Origin of the sequence: Sphingomonas phoenicis, assembly GCF_047238005.1 — a bacterium.
Lineage (GTDB): Bacteria > Pseudomonadota > Alphaproteobacteria > Sphingomonadales > Sphingomonadaceae > Sphingomonas.
This window is the reverse complement of the sequence record NZ_JBDFMC010000002.1, coordinates 3,143,965-3,167,277: the sequence shown is the minus strand read 5'-3', so window position 1 is coordinate 3,167,277 and position 23,313 is coordinate 3,143,965. Positions and strand designations below refer to the sequence as shown.

22 protein-coding genes are annotated in these 23,313 nt (G+C 69.4%); 13 read left to right on the top strand and 9 right to left on the bottom strand.

Going from position 1 to position 23,313, the window contains the following annotated elements:
- Positions 1–11: 11 nt before the first annotated feature.
- The gene (locus tag ABC319_RS16005) at positions 12–350 is read right to left on the bottom strand and encodes a DUF2934 domain-containing protein (RefSeq protein ID WP_413071178.1); all 339 of its coding nucleotides are present in this window, start codon (positions 348–350) and stop codon (positions 12–14) included.
- Positions 351–669: 319 nt separating this feature from the next.
- Between ABC319_RS16005 and ABC319_RS16000 the strand changes: the two genes are divergently transcribed.
- The 7 genes from ABC319_RS16000 to mnhG are packed head-to-tail and all read left to right on the top strand — an operon-like array spanning position 670 to position 7,265.
- A complete protein-coding gene (locus tag ABC319_RS16000; protein WP_413071177.1) occupies positions 670–1,680 on the top strand; it encodes a sensor histidine kinase in 1,011 nt (336 codons plus the stop codon).
- 59 nt (positions 1,681–1,739) lie between these two features.
- Positions 1,740–4,466 carry a hydrogen gas-evolving membrane-bound hydrogenase subunit E gene (mbhE, locus tag ABC319_RS15995; protein ID WP_413071176.1) on the top strand — a complete coding sequence of 909 codons (2,727 nt, stop codon included), beginning with the start codon at positions 1,740–1,742 and terminating at the stop codon, positions 4,464–4,466.
- Positions 4,463–4,843: a sodium:proton antiporter gene (locus ABC319_RS15990; protein WP_413071175.1), complete on the top strand. Its 381-nt coding sequence runs from the start codon at positions 4,463–4,465 to the stop codon at positions 4,841–4,843. Before mbhE ends, ABC319_RS15990 begins: the two co-directional genes overlap by 4 nt.
- 25 nt (positions 4,844–4,868) lie before the next feature.
- Entirely contained in the window at positions 4,869–6,314 is a 1,446-nt protein-coding gene (locus tag ABC319_RS15985) for a proton-conducting transporter transmembrane domain-containing protein (protein ID WP_413071174.1), read from the top strand.
- A complete protein-coding gene (locus ABC319_RS15980; protein WP_413071173.1) occupies positions 6,311–6,637 on the top strand; it encodes a Na+/H+ antiporter subunit E in 327 nt (108 codons plus the stop codon). Before ABC319_RS15985 ends, ABC319_RS15980 begins: the two co-directional genes overlap by 4 nt.
- Entirely contained in the window at positions 6,634–6,936 is a 303-nt protein-coding gene (locus tag ABC319_RS15975) for a monovalent cation/H+ antiporter complex subunit F (protein ID WP_413071172.1), read from the top strand. The genes ABC319_RS15980 and ABC319_RS15975 overlap by 4 nt, the downstream gene beginning before the upstream one ends.
- Entirely contained in the window at positions 6,933–7,265 is a 333-nt protein-coding gene (gene mnhG / locus ABC319_RS15970; protein ID WP_413071171.1) for a monovalent cation/H(+) antiporter subunit G, read from the top strand. The genes ABC319_RS15975 and mnhG overlap by 4 nt, the downstream gene beginning before the upstream one ends.
- Before the next feature lie 94 nt (positions 7,266–7,359).
- On the opposite strand, the gene ABC319_RS15965 is transcribed toward mnhG, so the two are convergent.
- Positions 7,360–8,118 (bottom strand): competence/damage-inducible protein A, encoded by a 759-nt coding sequence (locus tag ABC319_RS15965; protein WP_413071170.1) that lies wholly within the window; start codon positions 8,116–8,118, stop codon positions 7,360–7,362.
- Positions 8,119–8,169: 51 nt separating this feature from the next.
- Here ABC319_RS15965 and map point away from each other — a divergent pair, with 51 nt between their 5' ends.
- The 3 genes from map (at position 8,170) to ahpF (ending at position 11,311) form a co-directional block, all read left to right on the top strand.
- Complete coding sequence (gene map, locus ABC319_RS15960) at positions 8,170–8,997, top strand: type I methionyl aminopeptidase (protein WP_413071169.1); 828 nt, start codon at positions 8,170–8,172, stop codon at positions 8,995–8,997.
- Positions 8,998–9,097: 100 nt separating this feature from the next.
- Positions 9,098–9,661 carry an alkyl hydroperoxide reductase subunit C gene (ahpC, locus tag ABC319_RS15955; protein WP_413071168.1) on the top strand — a complete coding sequence of 188 codons (564 nt, stop codon included), beginning with the start codon at positions 9,098–9,100 and terminating at the stop codon, positions 9,659–9,661.
- 69 nt (positions 9,662–9,730) lie between these two features.
- Positions 9,731–11,311 (top strand): alkyl hydroperoxide reductase subunit F, encoded by a 1,581-nt coding sequence (gene ahpF / locus ABC319_RS15950; protein WP_413071167.1) that lies wholly within the window; start codon positions 9,731–9,733, stop codon positions 11,309–11,311.
- A gap of 493 nt (positions 11,312–11,804) precedes the next feature.
- Here ahpF and ABC319_RS15945 read toward each other — a convergent pair whose 3' ends face one another.
- Positions 11,805–13,139 carry a chloride channel protein gene (locus ABC319_RS15945; protein WP_413071166.1) on the bottom strand — a complete coding sequence of 445 codons (1,335 nt, stop codon included), beginning with the start codon at positions 13,137–13,139 and terminating at the stop codon, positions 11,805–11,807.
- Between the two features lie 505 nt (positions 13,140–13,644).
- Between ABC319_RS15945 and purL the strand changes: the two genes are divergently transcribed.
- Both purL and ABC319_RS15935 read left to right on the top strand, forming a co-directional pair.
- Entirely contained in the window at positions 13,645–15,864 is a 2,220-nt protein-coding gene (gene purL / locus ABC319_RS15940) for a phosphoribosylformylglycinamidine synthase subunit PurL (RefSeq protein WP_413071165.1), read from the top strand.
- Positions 15,857–17,071: a DUF418 domain-containing protein gene (locus ABC319_RS15935; protein ID WP_413071164.1), complete on the top strand. Its 1,215-nt coding sequence runs from the start codon at positions 15,857–15,859 to the stop codon at positions 17,069–17,071. The genes purL and ABC319_RS15935 overlap by 8 nt, the downstream gene beginning before the upstream one ends.
- On the opposite strand, the gene ABC319_RS15930 is transcribed toward ABC319_RS15935, so the two are convergent.
- The 6 genes from ABC319_RS15930 to ABC319_RS15905 form a co-directional block, all read right to left on the bottom strand.
- Positions 17,065–17,502 carry an Hpt domain-containing protein gene (locus ABC319_RS15930; protein ID WP_413071163.1) on the bottom strand — a complete coding sequence of 146 codons (438 nt, stop codon included), beginning with the start codon at positions 17,500–17,502 and terminating at the stop codon, positions 17,065–17,067. The genes ABC319_RS15935 and ABC319_RS15930 overlap by 7 nt on opposite strands.
- A 91-nt stretch (positions 17,503–17,593) precedes the next feature.
- Positions 17,594–18,964, bottom strand: coding sequence for a ribosome biogenesis GTPase Der (gene der, locus ABC319_RS15925; RefSeq protein ID WP_413071162.1), 1,371 nt, complete (start codon positions 18,962–18,964; stop codon positions 17,594–17,596).
- Between the two features lie 47 nt (positions 18,965–19,011).
- Positions 19,012–20,343, bottom strand: a complete 1,332-nt coding sequence (locus tag ABC319_RS15920) for an outer membrane protein assembly factor BamB family protein (protein ID WP_413071161.1) — start codon at positions 20,341–20,343, stop codon at positions 19,012–19,014.
- Positions 20,340–21,053 carry a tetratricopeptide repeat protein gene (locus tag ABC319_RS15915; RefSeq protein ID WP_413071160.1) on the bottom strand — a complete coding sequence of 238 codons (714 nt, stop codon included), beginning with the start codon at positions 21,051–21,053 and terminating at the stop codon, positions 20,340–20,342. Before ABC319_RS15915 ends, ABC319_RS15920 begins: the two co-directional genes overlap by 4 nt.
- Positions 21,054–21,134: 81 nt before the next feature.
- Positions 21,135–22,007, bottom strand: a complete 873-nt coding sequence (gene panB, locus ABC319_RS15910) for a 3-methyl-2-oxobutanoate hydroxymethyltransferase (RefSeq protein WP_413071159.1) — start codon at positions 22,005–22,007, stop codon at positions 21,135–21,137.
- Between the two features lie 320 nt (positions 22,008–22,327).
- Positions 22,328–22,675, bottom strand: coding sequence for an arsenate reductase (locus ABC319_RS15905; protein WP_413071158.1), 348 nt, complete (start codon positions 22,673–22,675; stop codon positions 22,328–22,330).
- A gap of 314 nt (positions 22,676–22,989) precedes the next feature.
- Between ABC319_RS15905 and ABC319_RS15900 the strand changes: the two genes are divergently transcribed.
- Complete coding sequence (locus ABC319_RS15900; RefSeq protein WP_413071157.1) at positions 22,990–23,289, top strand: hypothetical protein; 300 nt, start codon at positions 22,990–22,992, stop codon at positions 23,287–23,289.
- Positions 23,290–23,313: the final 24 nt, after the last annotated feature.

Here is a 23,313-nt window from a genome sequence, read left to right as displayed (position 1 = left end):
GATGCCACGCTTTACTTGGCCGTCTTCGGCTTGCGCGGCTTCGTCGCGGCGGCACGGGCCGGCGGCGCGGCGGGTGCACCGACGGGCGTCTGGTCGGCCGGGGTCGATGCCGCGGCCCGACCGGCCGACTTCTTCACCGGCGGTGCGGCCGGGCCGTCGACGGGGGTCTGGTCGGCCGGTGCCCCGGCCAGCGTCGTGCCGTCTGGCGCCGCGGTATTGCCGTCCGCGTCGCCGCCGACTTCCGACGCGGCCTGATGCCAATGATCCTCGTGACGGCCGTGGCCCCCGCCCTCCTTCTCCCACAACTCATAGGCGCGGCGGCTGACGGCTTCGTGGCGATCGTCGGACATTGTCGGATTCTCCTCCTTCTCACGCTCGCGGGCGTCGGCCTGTCATTCGGACATGACAGGATCGCGGGCAAGCACCAGCGGAACGGCCGGTGGGCGCGCGGGTTGCATGCTTTCCTGCCACCATGCGCTTTCGCCGACGGCCCGACCGATCGGCGCGGCACTTCGAGGCGGGGGTGATCGTCGTTAATGTCGATCAGGCAGTTTGATGCAGTAAATTGCTATCTGGACGAAAGCATTTCTTCCTAATGCGTTCGGGCGGGTGTAAGGTCCGGATCGGGATAATGGGTGCGTGGGGCACCCGTGCCGCGGGGGGCCGTGGATGTCGGACGCATCTGAATCGCGGTTCGCGATCGCCGACGCTCTGTCGCCGGAAACGCTTGTCGCCGTACTCGACAACAGCATCGACTGCGTGAAGCTGATCGGACTCGACGGCGTGCTCCGCTACATCAATCGCAGCGGGCTGCGCATGATGGAGTTCGGCTCGCTCGCCGATGTCGCCGGCCGCTCCTGGGCGAGTCTCTGGCCCGACGTGACGATGCAGGCGATCGCCGCGGCCTACACCAGCGCGGCCGAGGGGCAGTCGACCCGCTTCCGCGCCTTCTGCCCGACTCGGACGGGAATGCCGCGCTGGTGGGATGTGACCATCTCCGCCGTCACCGATCTGGACGGCGTGCATAGCGGCTATCTCTGCGTCACCCGCGACGTGACCGACGCGCAGAACGCGCGCGAGGCGCTGGAGATCTCGTCGGCAGAGGTCAAGCATCGGCTGAAGAACACCTATACCATGGTCAGCAGCCTGCTGACCGCCTTCGCCCGCGGCAATCCCGCCAACGAGGCGTTCGCCCGCAGCATGACCGACCGGCTCGGCGCGCTCGGCACGGCGCAGTCGCTGTTCCTGTCGAACGAGGCGCATTGCGAGATCGCCCGGCTGATCCCGGCGTTGCTGGCCCCGTTCGACAATCCCAATTGCCCGGTCGTGATCGACGATCAGGCGCCGGTCATCGTCGACCAGGGGATCGCCGACGCGATCGCACTGGTACTGGGCGAACTGTCGGTGAATTCCGCCAAGCACGGTGCGCTGGGCCATGGCGGCGAGATCCATGTCGGGTCCGCGCTGTCCGGCGGCCTGCTCACCGTCACCTGGTCCGAACGCTCGCTTCGTGCGGTCACCCACCACTCGCGACAGGGCGGCCAGGGCATCCGGCTGATGGAACGCATCGTCCGGACCCGCGGCGGCTCGATCGCGATCGGCTGGCAGACCGATGGGGTGGAAGTCACGCTGGCCTTCCCGCACGATGCCGGGCGGCAGGAGGTCGGCGTCGCGGCCTGACGCACGCCAACGACGTTTCCATGGCTCCCTCCGGCCGGTCCGGCGTTAGAAGGGGGGAAATGCTGTCGCTCCTCGTCCTGGCCCTGATCGCCGCCTGCATCGTTCCGCTGGTCGCGCGCGTCGTCGGCAAGGGCGCGGGCCTCATCGTCTCGGTCGTGCCGTTCGGCCTCTTCGCCGCCTTCGTCGCCTTCGCCTCGGTCGTCGAGCGCGGCTGGGTCCGCAGCGAGGGATGGCGCTGGGCGCCGTCGCTCGGGCTCGATGTCACGCTCCGGCTCGACGGCTTCTCGTTCCTGTTCTGCCTGCTGATCACCGGTATCGGCGGCCTGGTGACAATCTATTCGGGCGGCTACCTGACCGACAAGCCGCGCGACGAGCGCTCCCGCTTCCTGACGCTGATCCTGCTCTTCATGGTCGCGATGCTCGGCACGGTGCTGGCCGACAACCTCCTCCTCCTGATCCTTTTCTGGGAGGCGACCAGCATTCTGTCGTTCCTCCTGATCGGCTTCGACAGCCGCAGCCCCCGCTCGCGCCGCGCCGCGATCATGGCGTTGCAGGTGACGGCAGGCGGCGGGCTCGCCCTGATCGCGGCGGTGGCGATGATCGGCCAGGTGCTGGGCGGCTATTCGATGGCCGATGCCGTCCGCCGCGCGCCGGAACTGCTCGCCAGCCCCTGGGGCGCACCGATCGTCGTGTGCATCATGATCGCCGGCTTCACCAAATCGGCGCAGTTCCCGTTCCATTTCTGGCTGCCCAACGCGATGCAGGCGCCCACCCCGGCCAGCGCCTTCCTCCATTCCGCGACCATGGTGAAGCTCGGCATCTATCTCCTCGCCCGGTTCGAGCCGCTGATCGCCGGCACCGGCTGGGGCCGCAATGTGATGATCCTGGTCGCCTGCACGACGATGCTGGTAGCGGGCCTGCAGGCGCTGCGGGCGGAGAGCTTCAAGTCTGCCCTCGCCTATTCCACCATCGCCTCGCTCGGCATCCTCGTCCTGCTGGTCGGGCTCGACGGGCCGGCGGCGACCGTGGCGATGGTCGGCTTCCTCCTCGCCCACGCGCTCTACAAGGCGGCGCTGTTCTTCTGCGCGGGCTCGGTCCTCCACGCGACCGGCACCGGCACGCTCCGCTCGCTCGGCGGCCTGCGCCGCTCGCTGCCGTTCACCGCGCTCGCCTGCACCCTCGCCAGCCTGTCGATGGCGGGCATTCCCCCCTTCCTCGGCTTCATCACCAAGGAATTCCTGTTCGAGGCGCAACTGGAAAGCAGCTGGGAACTGGCGCCGCTCGCGGTCGCGGTGCTGGTCAATGCGGTGATGGTCGGCGTCGCCGGCGTCATCACGCTGCGCCCCTTCTTCCTCGCGCCCAAGAAGGAGGTGCGGATCGAACATGGCGAGAGCTTCTCGCTCGTCGCGCCGCCACTCTTCCTCGCCTTCGCCGGTCTGGTCATCAGCCTCGAGCCGGACTGGATCACCCGCGTCGCCATCCGCCCCGCCGTCGCCGCCGTCTATCGCCAGCCGGTCAGCGTCGACGTCGCGGTGTGGCACGGGCTGACGCCGATGCTGGCGCTCAGCGCCGTGGTCGTCACGATCGGGGCCGCCATCGTCATCTTCTGGCGTCCCCTCCACCTCGTCCTGCGGCGCCATGCGGCGATCGAGCAGATCGGCCTGGAACGGCTGTGGGAGCGATCGATCCGCGGCATGCTGCGCCTGTCGGCCGCGATCACCTCGCGGGTCGAGCATGGCGACCTCAGCGGCTATCTGGCCACCGCGCTCACCGGCTTCGTCGCGCTGGTCGGCTGGGCGATGTGGCAGGCGGGCGCCGGCCTGCGCCTGCCCGCGGCGGAGCCGGTCCGGCTGGCAGAGGCGGCGGTGGCCCTGACCGGCATCGCCGGCGCGCTGGCGGCGGCGCGCGCGCGCAACCTGCTGGCGGCGATGATCGCGGTGGGGCTGACCGGGTTCGCGGTCGCCATCACCTTCATGCTGAACGGCGCGCCCGACCTGTCGATCACGCAGTTCACGGTCGAGGCGCTGATCGTCGTCCTCCTCACCGCCCTGCTCCTGGTCGTCCCGCTCGACGCTCCGCACACGCGCTCGCCCCGCCGACGCATCGGCCATGCGGCCCTCGCCACGGCGTTCGCCGCCGTCATGTTCGTCGCGATGCTCGACATGGGCAGCGTCGTCAACGCCACCCCCGCCGCCGACTGGTTCGGGCGGATGAGCTATCCCGCGGGCAAGGGGCACAATGTCGTCAACGTCATCCTCGTCGATTTCCGCGGGTTGGACACACTGGGCGAAACGACGGTGATCGCGGTCGCCGCGCTCCTGGGCGCGTCGCTGCTGCGCGCGCGCGGCGTGGACGACGGCGCGGCGCGCCGATCGGTCCACTACTCGTTCCACGCCGCCAGCCGGCCGCTGTTCTGGCTGCTCCTCGCCGCTTCGGTGATGATCCTGTGGCGCGGGCACGACCAGCCGGGCGGCGGCTTCGTCGGCGGGCTGGTCGCCGCGCTCGCCTTCGCCGTCCTCTCGCTGGCACGCGGCGTCGGCGACGCCGCGCGCACGCTGCGCACCGCGCCGGTCACGCTGGTCGCCACCGGCCTCGGCCTCGCCGTCGCCAGCGGCCTGCCCGGCATGATCGGCGGCGCGCCCTTCCTGTCGCAATTGTGGTGGGAGCCGGGCGGCGGCCTGCCGAAGCTCAGCACGACCATCCTGTTCGACATCGGCGTCTATGTCGTCGTCCTGGGCGCCGTGTTGACCTTCCTGTTCGGGCTTCAGCGGGAGGCGGCGCGATGACGATCCTCTACGCCTTCACCGCCGCCGCGATCATGGGCGCCGCGCTCTACATGATCCTCTCGCGCAACATGATCCGCATCCTCCTCGGGCTCGCGCTGCTGTCCACCGGGGTCAACCTGATGATCTTCCTCGCCGGCGACTTCTCCAGCCGCCAACCGCCGCTGGTCCGCGCGGGCGAGCAGGCGCTGGGCGACGCCGCCGACCCGCTGGCGCAGGCGTTGATCCTGACCGCGATCGTCATCGGCTTCGCCCTCACGATCGTCCTCGCCACCATCGTCATCCGCGGCTGGCGCGCCACCGGCACGCTCGACGTGCGCGGGCTGGACGCGCCCGAGCAGCCCGACGATCCCGAGATCCGGGAGCCGGACGCTGACTGACGCCCTCCTCCTGATCCTGCCCGTCGTGCTGCCGCTGTTCGTCGCCGGGCCGGCCGCGATGCTGCGCCACCGGCCGGCGGCGGTCGCCCGCCTGTCGGTCACCGTCCACGCCGCGATACTGGCCGGCGCCGCGCTGCTGCTGGCCCGGGCACTCGACGGCGGCGTGCTGGCGGCCACGCTGTTCGGCGGCTGGCCCGCCGGCATCGCCGTCGGCTTCGCCGCGCGGCTGCCCGGTGCGGTGCTGGTGGTCGTCGCGGCGCTCGTCGCGCTGGCCGGCGCGGTCTACTCGCTCGCCGACATCGGCGCCCGCCGCCGCGCCGCGGGCTACGACGCCCTGTCGCTGGCCCTGCTGGCGGCGGTGAACGGCGCGTTCCTGACCACCGATCTGTTCAACCTGTACGTCTGGTTCGAACTCGCGCTCGTCGCCGCGCTCGGCCTCGTCACCCTCGACCGGCGAGAGGCGCAGATCGGCGGCGCGATGCGCTACGCCGCGTTCGGCATGGTCGGCGCGACGGCGATCCTGGCGGGCATCGCGATCCTTTACGGCGTTACCGGCACGCTCGACCTCGTCACGCTGGCCCGGCTGCTCGCCGCTGCGCCGCCGTCCGTCGCGACCGCTGCCGCCGCGGCGCTGCTGCTGGGCGGGCTCGCGCTGAAATCGGGCCTGTTCCCGTTCCACCAGTGGCTGCCCTCGTCCTACGCCGCCGCGCCCGTCACCGCCGCCGCGGTCTTCGCCGGGCTGCTGACCAAGATGGGTTTCTACGCGCTCCTGATGGTGCTCGCCGGGGTGTGGGGGATCGCCGCCGGCCGTGCGGGCGCGGCGATGCTGCTCCTGCCGCTGGGGCTGATCGCCGCGGCGACGATGGTGCTGGCGGCGCTGTCGTCGCTCGCGCAGTCCGACATGCGCCGCCTGCTCGGCTATCATGTCGCCGCACAGGTCGGCTACATGGCCGCCGGCCTCGCCACCGGCACCGCGCAGGGCGTCACCGCGGCGGTGTTCTACATGATCCATTCGATGATCGTTCAGGCCAACCTGTTCCTGGGCGTCGGCGCGATCCGTCGCGCCACCGGCAGCTGGAACCTCGCCCATACCGGCGGCATGATCCGGTCGAACCCGCTGTTCGCCTTCCTGTTCGCGGTGCCGATGCTCTCGCTCGCCGGCATTCCGCCGCTGTCGGGTTTCTGGGCGAAGCTATTGGTGATCCGCGCCGGCCTGGACGCGGCACCGTGGCTGTCGGTCGCCGCGCTGCTGTCGGCGCTCCTCACCATCACCTCGGTCGCGATCCTGTGGTCGGAGGCATGCTGGAAGTCGCTGCGCGGTCGCCGTGTCCGCCGCGTGCCGCCGGCGATGCTGGCCGGCATGGCGATCCTGTCGGCCGCCACGATTGCGATCGGGCTGATGCCGGAACCGGTGCAACGCGTCGCGCGGATGTCCGCCGCAGCACTCGCAAGGATGGGGGCCGGCGCATGAGGAAGCTCATCGCCGCCGTCGCGCTCGCCGCCAGCTTCGTGTGGGACCTCGTCGTCTCGTCGCTGCTCGTCGCCCGCATCGTGCTGGCCCCCCGCGTCGATACCCGGCCCGCGATCCTCGTCGTGCCGGTGCACCTCGACAAGCCGTGGGCGGTCGTCCTCTATGCCTATTGCACCTCGCTGACGCCGGGATCGACCTGCCTCCACGTGTCGCAGGACCGGCGGCGCCTCTATCTCCATGTCCTCGACGGCCGCGATCCCGCCGCTGCCGTCGCGAAGTTCACCCGCCTCTACGAACGCCGCCTGCTGGAGCTGGAGCGATGATCGATCCCGCCGCCATCGACCTTCCCGCCGCCGCGGCCATCCTCGCCCTGCCGTTGTGCCTCGCCCTCGCCCTTGCCGGCTGGCGGATGGTCAGGGGACCCAGCTTCGCCGACCGGTTCGTCGCCTTCGACATGCTGACCGCCGTCGCCGTCGCGTTCGCCGCGCTGACCGCGGTCGCGACCGGGCGCAGCGCGTTCCTCGACATCGCGCTCGGCCTGTCGCTCATCAACTTCGTCGCCACCGCCGCCTTCGCGCTCTTCCTCGAACGCAAGGCGCGGGCGCGGGAGGAGCGGCGATGATCGCCGGCCTCGTCCTCACCGCCATTGGCGTCGCCTTCCTCCTGATCGCCGCGATCGGGCTGGTCCGCCTGCCCGATCCGCTCCAGCGCATGCACAGCGCCACCAAGGCGGGTACGCTCGGCACGGCGCTGGTCGTGCTGGGCGTGCTCCTGATCGGCGACGTCGCACGGCCGTCGACGGGGATGCTGACGATCCTGTTCCTGCTCCTGACCCTGCCGCTCGGCGCGCAACTCCTCGGCCGCGCCACCTACCTGTCCGGCGCCACGCTGGAGGGCATCGACGACGATCCGCTGGCGGGGGAGCTGGAGAAGGAAAACGCCGGCTCGTAACCCCGCACTCCCGGCCAACTCAGCGCAACCCCGTGCTCCCGCGAAGGCGGGAGCCCAGCACTGTGTCCCCGCCTTCGCGGGAACACGAGCGGCGCTAGATCCCGCCCGCGGTAACCTCCCGCCCCTCGCTCTCCAGCGCCGCGGTCAGGTCCGCCAGACAGGCGTCGACCACCGCCTCGTCCGGGCTGCGCGCGACGAAATTCGCTCCCGTCCGCCCCTCGCGAAAGAACGGATAGCTGCCGATCGCCACCCCCTCGAACCGCTTCTCGGTCGTGCGCAGCAGGTCGGCGACCTCGCTCTCCGCCACCCAGCAGCCGATCGTCTTCGACACCACCGGGCGACCGCCTTCCAGCGTGCCGGTCAGCGTGTCGAGCATGCCCGCGGTGATGTGCGGCACGCCCGCCATGATGAAGATGTTGCCGATCCGGATGCCCGGCGCGCCCGAGACGCGGTTCTCGATCAGCCCGGCGCCCTCCGGCACCCGCGCCATCCGCGCCCGCGCCTCGGTCAGGCCGCCGCGCGTCGCGTAATACGCCTCCAGCACCCGCATCGCTTTGGGATGATGCACCGCCGGCACGCCCAGTGCGGCGGCGATCGCGTCGACCGTGATGTCGTCGTGCGTCGGCCCGATGCCGCCGGTCGTGAACAGATAGTCGTTGCGGGCGCGCAGCGCGTTCACCGCCTCGACGATCGCGTCCTCTCGGTCGCCGACCACGCGCACCTCGGCCAGCCGGATGCCCTGCACGTTCAGCCAGGCCGCCAGCTGCGCGATGTTGCGATCCTGCGTCCGCCCGGACAGGATCTCGTCGCCGATGACGATCAGCGCGGCGGTCCAGATGCGTTCGCTTGCCATGGCCTCGCCATAGCCTCGCAAAATCGCCGCCGCCACGTTATATGCCCCGCCATGACCGATTACGTAACCGTCACCTCCGATGCCCCGCTCGGCCGCACCGGCGCGATCAAGCTCCACGGCCCCGCCGCCTTCGCCGGCATGCACAAGGCCGGGCGCCTCGCCGCCGAGACGCTGGACATGCTCGTCCCCCATATGGTGCCCGGCGTCACCACGGCGGAAATCGACCGGCTGATCTACGACTTCGTGCTGGCGGGCGGCGGCGTGCCGGCGACGCTCGGCTATCGCGGCTATTCGCATTCCACCTGCATCTCGATCAACCACGTCGTCTGCCACGGCATTCCGTCGGAGAAGACGCTAAAATCGGGCGACATCGTCAATGTCGACGTCACCCCGATCGTCGATGGCTGGCACGGCGACACCAGCCGCATGTACCTGATCGGCGACGTGCCGCTGAAGGCGCGCCGGCTGGTCGAGGTGACGTACGAGTGCCTGATGCTCGGCATCGAGCAGGCGCGGCCCGGCAACCGGATGGGCGACGTCGCCCACGCCATCCAGACCCATGCCGAGCGGCACCGCTACGGCGTCGTCCGCGACTTCTGCGGCCATGGCCTGGGTCGCCTGTTCCACGACGCGCCGGAGGTCGTCCATGTCGGCCGCCCCGGCACCGGCCCCGAGCTGAAGCCGGGCATGATCTTCACGATCGAACCGATGATCAACATCGGCCGTCCCGACGTGAAGCTGCTCGACGATGGCTGGACCGCCGTCACCCGCGACCGCTCGCTGTCCGCGCAGTTCGAGCATTCGATCGGCATCACCGATACGGGCTGCGAGATCTTCACGCTCAGCCCCGCCGGCCATCACCAGCCACCGTTCGCCTGATCGGAATTTCCACTCAAGCTGGCAGCGATAATCGGCTTTATCGCTGCACTGCGGCATCCTACATGGACTCCACACTGCACTGCACAATGGAGTTCCATGCATGTCGATCATCGGTAGCCAGCTGAAGCCCTTCACCGTCCAGGCGTTCAAGGCGGGCAAGTTCCTGACCGTCTCGGACACCGATGTTCTCGGCAAGTGGGCGGTCTTCTTCTTCTACCCGGCCGACTTCACCTTCGTCTGCCCGACCGAGCTGGAGGATCTGGCCGACAACTACGCCACCTTCCAGAAAATGGGCGTCGAGGTGTACAGCGTCTCGACCGACACGCATTTCAGCCACAAGGCATGGCACGACAGCTCGCCGGCGATCGGCAAGATCGCCTACACCATGCTGGGTGACCCGGCGGGCGTCGTCACCAATAATTTCGGCGTGATGCGCGAGGGTCAGGGCCTGGCCGACCGCGGCACCTTCGTCGTCGATCCCGACGGCGTGGTGCAGCTGATGGAGATCACCAGCGAGGGCGTCGGCCGCAACGCGATGGAGCTGCTCCGCAAGATCAAGGCCGCCCAGTACATCGCCGCCCACCCGGGCGAAGTGTGCCCGGCCAAGTGGGAAGAGGGTGAGACCACGCTCGCCCCCTCGCTCGATCTCGTCGGCAAGATCTGACCGGCGCCGGGCGGGGGCTCGCCTCCGCCCGGATCCGTTTCCATCCAAGAACGACAACGGAGGCCGTCCGTGCTCGACGTCAATCTCAAGACCCAGCTGAAGACCTACCTCGCCAATATCCGCCAGCCGATCGAACTCGTCGCCACCGTCGACGACGGTGCGAAATCGCGCGAGATGGTCGAGTTGCTGGGCGAGATCGCGGCCCTGTCCGACAAGGTGTCGGTCACGAATGCCGACGACGACGCGCGCCGGCCGTCCTTCCTGATCCGCCGCACCGGCACCGACGTCGCGGTCCGCTTCGCCGGCATCCCGCTCGGCCATGAATTCACCTCGCTGGTCCTCGCCCTCCTGCAGGTCGGCGGCCATCCGCCCAGGCTGTCCGACGACGTGATCGGGCAGATCCGCGCGCTGGACGGCGACTATCTGTTCGAGACCTATTTCTCGCTCACCTGCCAGAACTGCCCCGACGTGGTGCAGGCGCTGAACGTCATGAGCACCATCAACCCGCGCATCCGCCACACCGCGATCGAGGGCGGGCTGTTCCAGGACGAGGTCGCCGCCCGCAACATCCTGTCGGTCCCCGCCATCTTCCTGAACGGCGAGCCCTTCGCGCAGGGGCGCATGGAGGTCGAGCAGATCCTGGCGAAACTCGATACCGGCGCCGGCGCCCGCACCGCCGCGACGATCGCCGCCAAGGACCCGTTCGACGTGCTCGTCGTCGGTGGCGGCCCGGCCGGCGCATCGGCGGCCATCTACGCCGCGCGCAAGGGCATCCGCACCGGCATCGCCGCCGAGCGGTTCGGCGGTCAGGTCCTCGACACCATGTCGATCGAGAACTTCATCTCGGTGCAGCACACCGAGGGGCCGAAGCTCGTCCAGCAGCTGGAGGCGCACGTCGCCGAATACGGCGTCGACGTGATGAACCTGCAACGCGCCGAGAAGCTGACGCCGGCCCGCAGCCCCGGCGGCCTGCACGAGGTGCGCCTCGAAAGCGGCGCCACGCTGAAGGCGCGCACCGTCATCCTGTCGACCGGCGCGCGCTGGCGCTCGATGAACGTGCCGGGCGAGGACGCGTACCGGAACAAGGGCGTCACCTATTGCCCGCACTGCGACGGCCCGCTGTTCCGCGGCAAGCGCGTGGCGGTGATCGGCGGCGGCAATTCGGGCGTCGAGGCGGCGATCGATCTCGCCGGCCTCGTCGCCCACGTCACGCTGGTCGAATATGCGTCGGACCTGAAGGCGGATGCGGTGCTCCAGCGCAAGCTCGCCACCCTCCGCAATGTCAGCATCGTCACCTCCGCGCTCACCACCGAGGTGACCGGCGACGGCGAGCGGGTGACCGGCCTGACGTGGAAGGACCGCAACCACGGCACCGTCCATCAGGTCGATCTCGAGGGTGTATTCGTCCAGATCGGCCTCGTCCCCAACACCGAATGGCTGAAGGACACGGTCGCGATGACGCTGCACGGCGAGATCGAGATCGACGACCGCTGCGAAACCTCGATCCCCGGCATCTTCGCCGCCGGCGACGTGACCACCGTCCCCTTCAAGCAGATCGTGATCGCCATGGGCGAGGGGTCGAAGGCGTCGCTATCTTCCTTCGACTACATGATCCGCCTGCCCGCCGAAGTGGAGTCGGTCGCGGCCTAGCCGGTCGCCACCCCACTACCCCGGCGAAGGCCGGGGGCCGGTCGGGGGATGGCAGAGAGGCACGCCGCGCATCGTCACGACGGCCATCCCGACTGGACCCCGGCCTTCGCCGGGGAGGTGCCCCAGCTTGGATGGCCCTCGTCGGAAAGACCCGCTATGTCATGCTGGACTGATCGCAGCATCGTGCCCGACTGCTGCCCAAGCTTCCCGGCACCCTCGAACGCAATCCCGGTCGGGTCAGGGCTCGCACCTCCCAGCCGCCCCACCACCACCTCTCCGGCGAAGGCCGGGGCCCAGTCGGGGGACGGCAGAGAGGCACGCCGCGCATCGTTACGACGACCACCCGACTGGACCCCGGCCTTCGCCGGGAAGGAACCTCAAATCGGACAGGCCACGTTTCGGCCGCAGGCGACGACCGCACCTTGAAACCCTGACGACTGCACGGACCGTAGAGGCAGAGACATGGTCAGCCGCCAGCCCCACGACCCCACCCTCACCCTGCCTTCCCCGCCACCTCCATCGCGAACGTCCGCGACAGGCCGTGGTACAGCTTTTCCCGGCACATCCACTGGCTCGCGGCATCGGCGATGAACGCCGTCGCGAACATCGGCAGCATCAGCCCGCGGCTGGCGGTCGTCTCCGACAGGATGATGACCGCGGTCAGCGGCGCGCGCACCACCCCGGTGAAATAGGCGACCATGCCCAGGATCACGACCGCGCTGGCCGGCTCGCCCGGGAATGCCTCGCGCAGCAGGTTGCCGACCCCGGCTCCCACCGCCAGCGACGGGGCGAAGATGCCGCCGGGCAGCCCGGCGATCGCCGTCGCCGCGGTGGCGACCAGCTTGGCCGGGCCGAACCATAGCGGCGCATCCACCCCGACGATCATCGCCCGCGCCGCCGGATACCCGGTGCCCCAGGTCAGTCCGGTGAACACGCCGAGCAGCGCGACGACGCCGCCGCACAGCCCGGCGAACGTCACCGGATGCACGCGCGCCCACTGCGTCACCTGGTTGCGGCCCAGCGCCATGGTGAGCACGATCCGCGAGAAGCATCCGCCCGCCATGCCCCCCGCCACGCCGGCGACCGGTGCCACCATCAGCGCCGACAGCAGCGGCAGGTGCGCGCCGATCGCCCCGAAATAGATATAGTCGCCCTGTACCGACTGGGCGACCATGCCCGCGATGACGATCGCGGCCAGTACCAGCAGCGTCACCCGCTGTTCGTACGCGGATGCCAGTTCCTCGATCGCGAACAACAGCCCGGCAAGCGGCGTGTTGAACGCCGCCGCGACGCCCGCCGCCCCGCCGGCGATCACCACACCCCCGCGCAGCGGCACGCGCACGATCCGGTGGGTCAGCCCCATCACCGCCGCCGCCAGCTGCACCGTCGGCCCCTCTCGCCCCACCGATGCGCCGCCCAGCACCGCGCCGATCGTCAGCACCGCCTTCGCCGCCACCGTACGGATCGAGATCAGCGATCGGATGGCGCCGTTGGGATCCGCCTGCGCGGCGATCACCTGCGGGATGCCCGATCCGCGTGCCAGCGGGGCGAAGCGCCGCGTGATCCAGATCAGCGCCATGAAGGTCAGCGGCGTGGTCGCCAGCGGCAGCCAGTGCCACGCCCGGGCATAGCGGGCGAAGGCGCCGCCTGCCCGGTCGGATGCTTCGGCGAACAGCGTGGCGACGATCCCGACCAGGATCGCGCCGCTCAGGATCGCCGCCCGCGTCCGGAACTGCACCGACCGCGGCCCGCGTGCCCTGAGCAGCGCGCGGTAGCGCCCCGGCGTCCAGCGCCTCGCCGGCAGGAAACGATCGATGATGCCGGCCATGCCGAAGTCTTACGCCGGATCGCTACCGGCCGGCTATGGCGATTTGCCAGCCGACAAAACTCCCCTTCAGGGGAGGGGGCCGGGGGTGGAGCACTTCCACAAACGCCGCGCCGTTCGAACCGTCACCCCGGACTTGATCCGGGGTCCCGCTTTCACCGCGGCCGGCGCAGACCGCTGGACCCCGGATCAAGTCCGGGGCGACGGCAGATGGAATCGATGCCCTACACACCCCACCCTGTCCTACGCCCACCCTCCGGGTGTATCCTCCCGCCATGCCCGCCCCCGCCCGTCACCGTCTCAACAATCGCCCTTACGACAGTAATCTTGTCGCAACATTCTCGTCTCGCATCATCGCGCCCATTTTGGCCATCCCGTTGAACGAGCACGACAACCGCCCTAAACCCGAACCGGCCGCAACCCTTCGCAACCCGCAACTTCCTCAACATTCGCGCCCATCCGCACCCGCCGGGGTGACGCGCGCGTGCCGCCCCGCTATGGCCCGCGCATGAGCCAGATCACGCCCGAGATCGTCGCCGAACACGGCCTGTCCGCGGACGAATATGACCGCGTCCTCCACGCGCTCGGCCGCGAGCCGAACCTGGTCGAACTCGGCATCTTCTCGGTCATGTGGTCCGAGCATTGCAGCTATAAATCCAGCCGCATCCACCTGAAGAAACTGCCTACCACCGGCCCGCAGGTTATCTGCGGCCCGGGCGAGAATGCCGGCGTGGTCGATATCGGCGACGGGCAGGCCGCGATCTTCAAGATGGAGTCGCACAACCACCCATCCTACATCGAACCCTATCAGGGGGCGGCGACCGGCGTCGGCGGCATCCTGCGCGACGTGTTCACGATGGGCGCGCGGCCGATCGCCAACATGAACGCGCTCCGCTTCGGCCGGCCCGACCACCCGAAGATGCGCCACCTCATCTCCGGTGTCGTCGCCGGCATCGGCGGCTATGGCAATTGCGTCGGCGTTCCCACCGTCGGCGGCGAGGTGAACTTCCACAAGGCGTATGACGGCAACATCCTCGTCAACGCGATGACCGTGGGCATCGCCGATACCGACAAAATCTTCTATTCGGCCGCATCCGGCATCGGCAATCCGATCGTCTATGTCGGCTCGAAGACCGGGCGCGACGGCATCCACGGCGCGACCATGGCCTCGGCGGACTTCGGCGAGGATGCGGACGCGAAGCGCCCCACCGTGCAGGTCGGCGATCCCTTCACCGAAAAGCTCCTGATCGAAGCATGTCTGGAACTCATGGCGACCGACGTGATCGTCGCCATCCAGGATATGGGCGCCGCCGGCCTCACCTCCTCCTCGGTCGAGATGGCGTCGAAGGGCGGCGTCGGCATCGAACTGGTGATGGACGACGTGCCCCAGCGTGAAGAGGGCATGACCCCCTATGAGATGATGCTGTCGGAATCGCAGGAGCGGATGCTGATGGTGCTGAAGCCCGGTCGCGAGGCCGAGGCGGAGGCGATCTTCCGCAAGTGGGAACTCGATTTCGCCGTCATCGGTCGCGTCACCGATACCGGCCGCATGGTGCTGACCTTCAGGGGCGAGACGGTCTGCGACATCCCGCTCGGCCCCCTTGCCGACGACGCGCCGCTCTATGATCGTCCGCATGTCCCGACGCCGAAGCCCGCGCCGCTGGCGAACGTGCCCGGATCGAAGGACATCGCCGCTGACCTGCTGACGCTGATGGGCTCGCCCGACATCGCCAGCCGCCGCTGGATCTGGGAGCAGTACGACCACATGGTCGGCGCCGACACCGTCCAGCGCCCCGGTGGCGACGCCGCCGTGGTCCGCGTCCACGGCACCGACAAGGCGCTGGGCATCACCACCGACTGCACCCCGCGCTACTGCTTCGCCGACCCGGTCGAGGGCGGGCGCCAGGCGGTGGCGGAGGCATGGCGCAACCTGACCGCGGTCGGGGCCGATCCGCTGGCGGTCACCAACTGCCTGAACTTCGCGAACCCGCAACGCCCCGAAATCATGGGCCAGATCGTCGGCTGCCTGGAGGGGATGAGCGACGCCTGCCGCACGCTCGACTTCCCGATCGTGTCCGGCAACGTCTCGCTCTACAACGAATCCAAGGCGACCGGCGGCGGCTCCGCCATCCTGCCGACGCCCGCGATCGGCGCGATCGGCCTGCTGCCCGACTGGCGGAAGAACGTCACGATCGCGTTCAAGGGCACCGGCGACATCATCCTCGCGGTCGGCACCCGCGGCGGCCATCTCGGCCAGTCGCTCTGGCTGCGCGAATGCCATGGCCGGGAGGAAGGGCCGCCCCCGCCCGTCGACCTCGCCGCCGAGCGCCGCACCGGCGACTTCGTCCGCACCGCGATCCGCGGCGGCCAGGTCACCGCCTGTCACGACGTGTCGGACGGCGGTGTTGCCGTCGCGATTGCCGAAATGGCCTTGGCCGGCGATGTCGGCGCGATGATCGATCGCAAGCAACCCTTTGATTGCGCGCGCAGTTTCTTCGCAGAGGATCAGGGCGTCTACATCGTGACCGTCCATGACCATGCCCTGCTCGACTTCCTCGGTGCCGCGCATGCCGCCGGGGTCGAGGTGGAGCCGCAGGGCCGCACCGGCGGTCGCCGCCTGATCTTCGAACGGCCGGACCGCGACGATGTGGTGGCGCTCGACGATCTGCGCCGCGCGCACGAGGGCTTCTTCCCGGCGCTGATGGGGGCGGACGCCGCCCTTGCCTGAGGGCGAGCGCCTCCTGACGCTGGATGTGATCCGGGGGGTGGCGGTGATGGGCATCCTCGCCGCCAACCTCCCCGCCTTCGCCCTGCCCGAGGCCGCCTATTTCTCGCCGATGGCCGCCGGCGGCACCGGCCCTGCCGATCTCGCGCTGTGGTTCGCCAACTTCGTGCTGATCGAAGGCAAGATGCGCGGCCTGTTCTCGCTCCTCTTCGGCGCCTCGATGCTGCTCGTCATCGACCGCGCCGCCGTTGCCGGCGAGAAGCCCGTGTCGGTCCACATGGCCCGCATGGCGACACTGTTCGTGATCGGCCTGTTCCACCTCTATCTGATCTGGTGGGGTGACATCCTGGCGCACTACGCCCTGTGCGGGATGCTGGCCTATCCCTTCGCCCGCCTCCGCGCGACACCGCTCGCGACGATCGGCATCGGCCTCCTCGTCCTCGGCACGATCCTGTCGGCGGCCGGGCTACAGGTCCTGATCGACAGCGCTGGCCGAGACACGCCCGAGGCGATCGCGACATGGAACGGCTTCGCCACCGCCTTCGGCACGCCCCCCGCCAGCGAGCTCGCCAGCGAGGCGGCCGCGTACCGTGGCGGGTATGCCACCGGCGTCGCGTGGCGCTGGCATCACGACATGGGCCCGCTCCAGGCCCTCATCGTCATCGGCCCGCAGACGATCGGGACGATGCTGCTCGGCATGGCGGCCTATCGCAACGGCTTCCTGACCGGCGTCTGGCCGCGGGCACGCTATCGCCGCTGGGCGATCGTCGGCCTCGGCACCGCGTTGCCCGCATATGCCGCGGCGGGCATCCTGACGATGCGTCACGATTTCGCGATGGAATGGGTTTACGCCAACGCGCTCGTCACCACGGCACCCTTCAGGATCACGGGCGTGTTCGGCATCGCTGCATTGGTCATGCTGTCGATGCGGTCGGCTGGTCGGCTGACCACGCGTATCGCCGCCGCCGGCAGGGCGGCATTCACCAACTATCTGGCCACCAGCATCGCGATGACGTTCGTGTTCGGCTGGGGCCTTTCCCAGTTCGGTACGTGGAGCCGCGCCTCGCTTTACCTGCTGGCACCGGCAGCGTGGCTCGTCATGCTGGCATGGAGCGAACCATGGCTCCGCCGCTATCGCTATGGCCCGCTCGAATGGCTGTGGCGCAGCCTGGCCCGTGCCGAGTGGCAGCCGCTACGCCGCCGTCACTGACCCGACGGTACCGCGCGGCGACCGAAGCCGCCCACGCCCGGCGTCACGGGGCGCCGCGCGACCAGCGGACTCGCTTCCCGCTCCAGCAGGGCCAGCGTCTCCTCGAACAGCGGGCGCAGCTTGGTGACGTCTTCCAGCGCCTGTTCGGGCGTGTCCTGACGCTCGACGCAGTCGCGCGCGATGACCTCGATCGTCTCGGCCAGCGTCGCCAGCGGCTCCGCCCCGAACTGCCGCGCCTCTCCCTTCAGCGTGTGGGCGGGGATCACCAGCGCGGCGGACTGGCCGGCCCGCATCGCCGCCTCGATCGCGGCGACGGACTTGACCCCGTCCTCGCGAAAATAGCCGAGGATGCGGACGAACCCGCTACCCAGCTCGGCGCGGGCGGCGCCATAGGCCGCCCAATCCACCAATGTGCTTCCCTCGAACGACACGGCACAACTCCGGCTGGAACTCATCTATCCGGTCGCGTCGTAGTGCGGGGAGGTAAACAGGCCGTTGCCGCTGCGACGAAGGTAGGAGTGGTCAGTCCTTGTTGTCGAACGGGTTCTTGGGCGCGCGCATCATGACGCGCACGGGCACTGCCCCGAATCCCAGTTCCTTGCGCATCGAATTGACGAGATAGCGTTCGTAGCTGGCGGGCAACTGGTCGACCCGCGTTCCGAAGATCACGAAGCTGGGCGGCCGTGTCTTCACCTGCGTGACGTAGCGCATCTTGATGCGCTTGCCGCCGGGTGCGGGTGGCGGATTGGCCTCGATCGCGCGTTCGAACCAGCGGTTCAGCTCGCCGGTGCCGACCCGCTTCGACCAGGCATCGCGCACTTCAAACGCCGCGCCCATCAACTGGTCGACGCCCTTGCCGGTGGCGGCGGACACGGTGATGACGGTGACGCCCTTCACCTGGCTCAACCCATCCTCCAGCGCCTTCTTCACGCCGTTGAACAGCGACGATGCGTTCTCGGCGACGTCCCACTTGTTCAGCGCGATCACCAGCGCCCGCCCCTCTTGCAGGACGCGGTCGGCGATGCGCAGGTCCTGCGCCTCCAGCCCCAGCGTCGCATCGAGCAGCAGCACCACGACCTCGGCGAAATCGACCGCGTGGAGCCCGTCGGCAACCGACATCTTCTCCAGCTTGTCCTGCACCTTGGCGCGCTTGCGCATGCCGGCGGTGTCGATCAGCTTCACCGGGTGGGTGCCGCCGCCCAGATCGGTCCACACCCAGTCGACCGCGATCGAATCGCGGGTGATCCCGGCTTCGGGACCGGTGATCAGGCGATCCTCGCCCAGCATCCGGTTGATCAGCGTCGACTTGCCCGCATTGGGGCGGCCGACGATCGCCAGCTTCAGCGGCGCATCGGGGCGATCGTCGTCTTCCTCCTCGTCCTCGGTCACCTTGCCCTCGAGGTGCGGCAACAGCGCCTCGAACAGGTCGCCCATGCCCTCGCCATGCTCGGCCGACAGCTGCACCGGATCGCCGAACCCCAGGTTCAGCGATTCGAGGATCCCCTGCTCGCCGGCGCGCCCCTCGGCCTTGTTGGCGGCGAGGACGACGGGGGTGGACGACTGGCGCAGCCAGCGGGCGATCTCCTCGTCGAGGGGCACGATGCCGGCGCGGGCGTCGAAGAGGAACAGCGCGACATCGGCCTGACCGATCGCCGCCTCCGTCTGAAGGCGCATGCGGCCGGGCAGGGTCTGGGCGTCGTGATCCTCGTAGCCGGCGGTATCGATGACGCGGAAGTCGAGCCCGATCAGGTGCGCGTCACCCTCCCGCCGGTCGCGGGTCACGCCGGGACGGTCGTCGACCAGCGCCAGCTTCTTGCCGACGAGGCGGTTGAAGAGAGTCGACTTGCCGACATTGGGCCGGCCGACGATCGCGACCACGGGAAGCTTGGGCATGATGCGCCTTTAACGGAAAACGCCAGCCGGCGCCCGGTGACCGCGTCCTATCGGTACGCCGTCACCCGGCCCTTCTGGTCGAGCGTGTAGAGCGTCTGGTTGGCGACGATCGGCGGCAGGGCGAAGGGAACCTTGGTATCCACGGTCTGCACGACGCTGCCGTCGGTGGTGGAGGCGGAGACGATCTCTCCCTCCGAGTTGGTCAGTACCAGCCGGCCGCCGGCCAGCACCGGGCCGAACCAGGTGATCGGCCCCGACTTCTTCTTCTGGTTGCGGAAGCGGGGCAGCTGCGCGATCCAGCGCGCCTTGCCGCTGGCGCGCGACAGGCAGGCGAGACGGGCGTCGTCGGTCATCACGAACAGCCAGTCGCCCGCGACCCACGGCGTCGAGATACCGGCAAGATTCTGTTCCCACAGCCGCTGACCGGTCGACAGTTCGAGGGCGACCATGCGTCCACCCTGACCGACCGCATAGACGCGGCCCTGATCGACCACCGGCGAGGCGTCGATATCGGCGAGGCTGCCGACCGCGGTCGTCGTCGAACTCCGCGACAGCGCATCCTGCCACAGCACGCGACCATTCTCGTACCGATAGGCGGACAGTTCGCCCGACGAAAAGCCGGCGACGACGGAGCCCTGGCTGACCGCAGGCGCGGCGACGCCGAACACGCCCTGCGTCTCCAGCGTACCCGATTGCGCCCACTGCACCTTGCCCTCTGCCAGGCTGAGCGCGAAGATCTGGTTGTCCTGGGTCAAGACGTAGAGGACGCCGTCGCCGCCATCGATCGACGGTGCGCCGCGCAGCGGGCCGCCGGGCTTGGCGCGCCAGACTTCCTTGCCGTCCGCGGCGTTCAGGGCGACGACGTCGCCGAGCCCGTCGGTGGCATAGACCTTGCCGTCGTCATAGCTGACGCCGCCACCGAACCGCGCCGGGCGGTTCTGGGCGTCGGCAGGCAGGCTGGCGGTCCACAGCGTCGCGCCGGTATCGGCGGACAGGGCATGGAGCGTGGCGTTGACGTCGACGACGAACAGCTTGCCGTCGGCCATCACCGGCGATGCGGCCAGCCGCTCCCGCGGGGAACCGCCGGCGATCGTCACCTGCCACAGCCGTGCCGGGCTGGCACCCAGCGCCAGCTGACCCATCGACTTGGGGCCGTTGCCGCCCGGCTGCGCCCAGGCCGCGTTGGCCTCCGGCGCCGGCAGGGTCACCGCCATCTCGGCCATGGCCGGATCGGTCGCCACGCCGTTCTCCGAGGCCAGGATCGGCACGCGCTGGCCGACCGTAGGCGTCTTCTTGGGACCGCCGCCCTTGAAGATGCCGCAGGCGCTGAGCGCCATCAGCGCGGCGACCATCACGGGCGCGCGAAAATGCTTCGTCATTGCGAGGGACCGTCCTGATTGAGCGGCGACTTTGCCGGGGTCGCGTCGACACCCAGTACGGAGGCCATCTGAACCGCACGTTGACGGATCGACTCAGGTGCGCCCTCGTCCCGGGCGATCTGGCCGAACAGCTGTCCGGCGGGACCGCGCTGGCCGAGGCGCAGCTGCGACAGCGCGACCATCTCGCCGGCGCTGCCGAGCCATGGATTGCCGGGGACCGCCAGCGGCAGCAGCCGGTCGACGACGACCTGCGGGCGCAGCGTATCGTATTCGGCCGCCGTCTGGCGGATCAGCGCCAGATCGCGGAACGGCTGCGCCAGACCGGCATCGTTCGCCACCTCCGCGAACTTGGCGGCAGCACCCTTCAGATCGTTGGCGCGCAGGAGCACGTCGGCTTGGCTGAACTTGGCCAGCGCGCGGTAACCGTCGCGGCTGGAGCCCGCCAGCTCGGCCAGGATCGGCGTCGCCTTCGCGGCCTGGCCGGTGCCGAGCGCATCGAACGCGGCCTGAAGCTGCTCGCCCTCCTGCCCCGCCGTCTCGCGCTGGCGGTGCTGCCAGAACAGATAGGCGCCGAACGCCGCCAGCCCGAGGACCACCGCCGCGCCGATCCACAGGCCCCAGCGCTTCCAGAAGCTGGTCAGCTGGTCGCGGCGCACCTCGTCATCGACTTCGCGCAGGAAAGCTTCATTGGATTCGGGCGACAGCGCCAAGGAACGGCTCCGGGAAAAATCGATCGGGATCGGATGGGCGACCAGCGCCCTTAGCCGGACGCGCGTCGAAACGGAAGCGGGTCAGCTTCTGGGCGCATAGACCTGTTCCGTCCCGGGAAACGACCGCTCGCGCACCTCGGCGGCATAGCGGGCGGCGGCGTCGCCGATGCGGGTGCCGAGATCGTCGTACTTCTTCACGAAGCGGGGCACCCGGTCGAACAGGCCCAGCATGTCCTCTGCCACCAGCACCTGCCCGTCGCACCGGGCCGACGCGCCGATGCCGATGATCGGGCACGGCAGATCGCGGGTGATTGCGATCGCGATCGGCTCCACCACCCCCTCGACCACGATCGCGAACGCGCCGGCATCGGCGACCGCGCGGGCATCGGCGGCGATCTTGTCCGCCTCCGCCGCGGTGCGACCGCGCGCGCCGTAGCCGCCCAGCACGTTCACCGCCTGCGGCGTCAGGCCGACATGGCCCATCACCGGAATGCCGCGATCGGTGAGGAAGCGGACGGTGGGCGCCATCGCCTCCCCGCCCTCCAGCTTCACCGCGGCGGCGCCGGTCTGCTTCAACAGCCACGCCGCACTCTCGAACGCCTTTTCGGGCGAGGTCTCGTAGCTGCCGAACGGCATGTCGACGACGACGACCGCGTGCCAGCTGCCGCGGACCACCGCCGCCCCGTGCGCCGCCATCATGTCGAGCGTGACCGGCACGGTCGACGGCAGGCCGTAGACCACCTGTCCCAGGCTGTCGCCGACCAGCAGCATGTCGCAGTGCGGATCGAGCAGCTGGGCGGTGCGGACCGTATAGGCGGTCAGCATCACCAGCGGATCGGCGGTGGCGCCGTCCGCCTTGCGCGCGCGGATGGTGGGGATCGTCAACCGCTTCAGCGGGGCCGGCGTGGGATTGGCGCGGCTGGTGGCGGTGTCGATCGTATAGGTCGTGGACATGGCCGAAGGTTCTAGCGCGCGGTGCCGGCCACGGCCAGCGCGGCGAATGTTGAGACGGCAAGTGGTTGATAACGCCTGATCTGCCCGCGCGAATGTTGAGGAAGTTGCGGACTGTGACGGGTTCGGACGGCGAATGTTGAGGGACGGCGAGCGCGGGGATGAAGGGGATGCCGGGTCATGCGGCGGGTATGCCATGGCGCGGGGTGCGTAGGACAGGGTTGGCGGGGGTGACGCGGGGCCTGGGCGGTGCGTTCCTCCGGAGATCCCCGCCTTTCACGGGATGACGAGCCGGGGAAGCGATGCCGTCGCCGCCCCCTTCGCTATCCGAAGATCGCCGCGTAGCGGTCCGGCTTGAACCCCGCCTCCAGTACGGCGCCGTGCACCAGCATCGGCCGCCGGATCATCGACGGCTGGGCGAGCATCAGCGCCACCGCCCTGTCCGCGTCCAGCCCGGTCCGCTCCGCCTCCGGCAGCTTGCGGAAGGTCGTGCCGGCGCGATTGAGGACGGCCTCCCAGCCCAGCCGATCCACCCAGCCGCGGACCATATCCGCATCGGCGCCCTCTTTCTTGTAATCGTGGAAGGCGTACGACACGCCTGCCGCTTCCAGCCACGCCATGGCCTTGCGCATCGTGTCGCACGACCGGATTCCGAACAACTGTACCGTCATGATGTCCTCGCTTCCTTGCTCCGGCGCGCGATAGACCATGGCAGGCCATGGTCGCAGCCCCGAAAGCGGCGGACGCTCCCTGCACCGGTTCGACAAATCGGAAAGCAACATCGGCAGGATCCGATCACATTCCCTCCGATCTTTTACCGCCGGATCATATCCTTGGCGGCTATTTCACGGCATTCTACAAGCAATCATCATATTATATCAGGATCATCGCCATATCCTCGATTTGTCACGCCTTGCCGCTTCCACGATGACACCGGCCATACCGCTTCCTATCTCTGATCCTGCGAAATCGGAAAGGATCTAGCATGAAGATGATCTTGAGCTTGACTGCCGCCACCCTGCTGGCGACTGGCGCCACTGCCCAGACGACGGCCCCCGCCCAGACCGGCGCGCCCGACCAGTCGACCACGACCCTGCCGGCGCCGGCAGGCGATCCGGCGGCGACCACGGCACCAGCACCGGCAGCCGATCCGGCCGCCCCGTCGACCTATGACAGCACGGCTGCCGACCCGGCATCGGCGAGCAGCGCATCGACGACCGACAGCGCGGCCACGACGACGGACGACAGCTCGTCGAACAAGAAAAAGAAGAAGCCCAAGAATTAAGACGGGCAGACGCTTTTTCGGATC

Coding starts and splice junctions, on each gene's coding strand:
- ABC319_RS16000 (WP_413071177.1), top strand. CDS start 670: ATGTCGGACGCATCTGAATCGCGGTTCGCGATCGCCGACGCTCTGTCG.
- ABC319_RS15905 (WP_413071158.1), bottom strand. CDS start 22,675: ATGACGGTACAGTTGTTCGGAATCCGGTCGTGCGACACGATGCGCAAG.
- ABC319_RS15920 (WP_413071161.1), bottom strand. CDS start 20,343: ATGACGAAGCATTTTCGCGCGCCCGTGATGGTCGCCGCGCTGATGGCG.
- ABC319_RS16005 (WP_413071178.1), bottom strand. CDS start 350: ATGTCCGACGATCGCCACGAAGCCGTCAGCCGCCGCGCCTATGAGTTG.
- ABC319_RS15965 (WP_413071170.1), bottom strand. CDS start 8,118: ATGGCAAGCGAACGCATCTGGACCGCCGCGCTGATCGTCATCGGCGAC.
- purL (WP_413071165.1), top strand. CDS start 13,645: ATGAGCCAGATCACGCCCGAGATCGTCGCCGAACACGGCCTGTCCGCG.
- mnhG (WP_413071171.1), top strand. CDS start 6,933: ATGATCGCCGGCCTCGTCCTCACCGCCATTGGCGTCGCCTTCCTCCTG.
- ABC319_RS15975 (WP_413071172.1), top strand. CDS start 6,634: ATGATCGATCCCGCCGCCATCGACCTTCCCGCCGCCGCGGCCATCCTC.
- panB (WP_413071159.1), bottom strand. CDS start 22,007: ATGTCCACGACCTATACGATCGACACCGCCACCAGCCGCGCCAATCCC.
- ahpC (WP_413071168.1), top strand. CDS start 9,098: ATGTCGATCATCGGTAGCCAGCTGAAGCCCTTCACCGTCCAGGCGTTC.
- map (WP_413071169.1), top strand. CDS start 8,170: ATGACCGATTACGTAACCGTCACCTCCGATGCCCCGCTCGGCCGCACC.
- ABC319_RS15945 (WP_413071166.1), bottom strand. CDS start 13,139: ATGGCCGGCATCATCGATCGTTTCCTGCCGGCGAGGCGCTGGACGCCG.
- mbhE (WP_413071176.1), top strand. CDS start 1,740: ATGCTGTCGCTCCTCGTCCTGGCCCTGATCGCCGCCTGCATCGTTCCG.
- der (WP_413071162.1), bottom strand. CDS start 18,964: ATGCCCAAGCTTCCCGTGGTCGCGATCGTCGGCCGGCCCAATGTCGGC.
- ABC319_RS15980 (WP_413071173.1), top strand. CDS start 6,311: ATGAGGAAGCTCATCGCCGCCGTCGCGCTCGCCGCCAGCTTCGTGTGG.
- ABC319_RS15990 (WP_413071175.1), top strand. CDS start 4,463: ATGACGATCCTCTACGCCTTCACCGCCGCCGCGATCATGGGCGCCGCG.
- ABC319_RS15900 (WP_413071157.1), top strand. CDS start 22,990: ATGAAGATGATCTTGAGCTTGACTGCCGCCACCCTGCTGGCGACTGGC.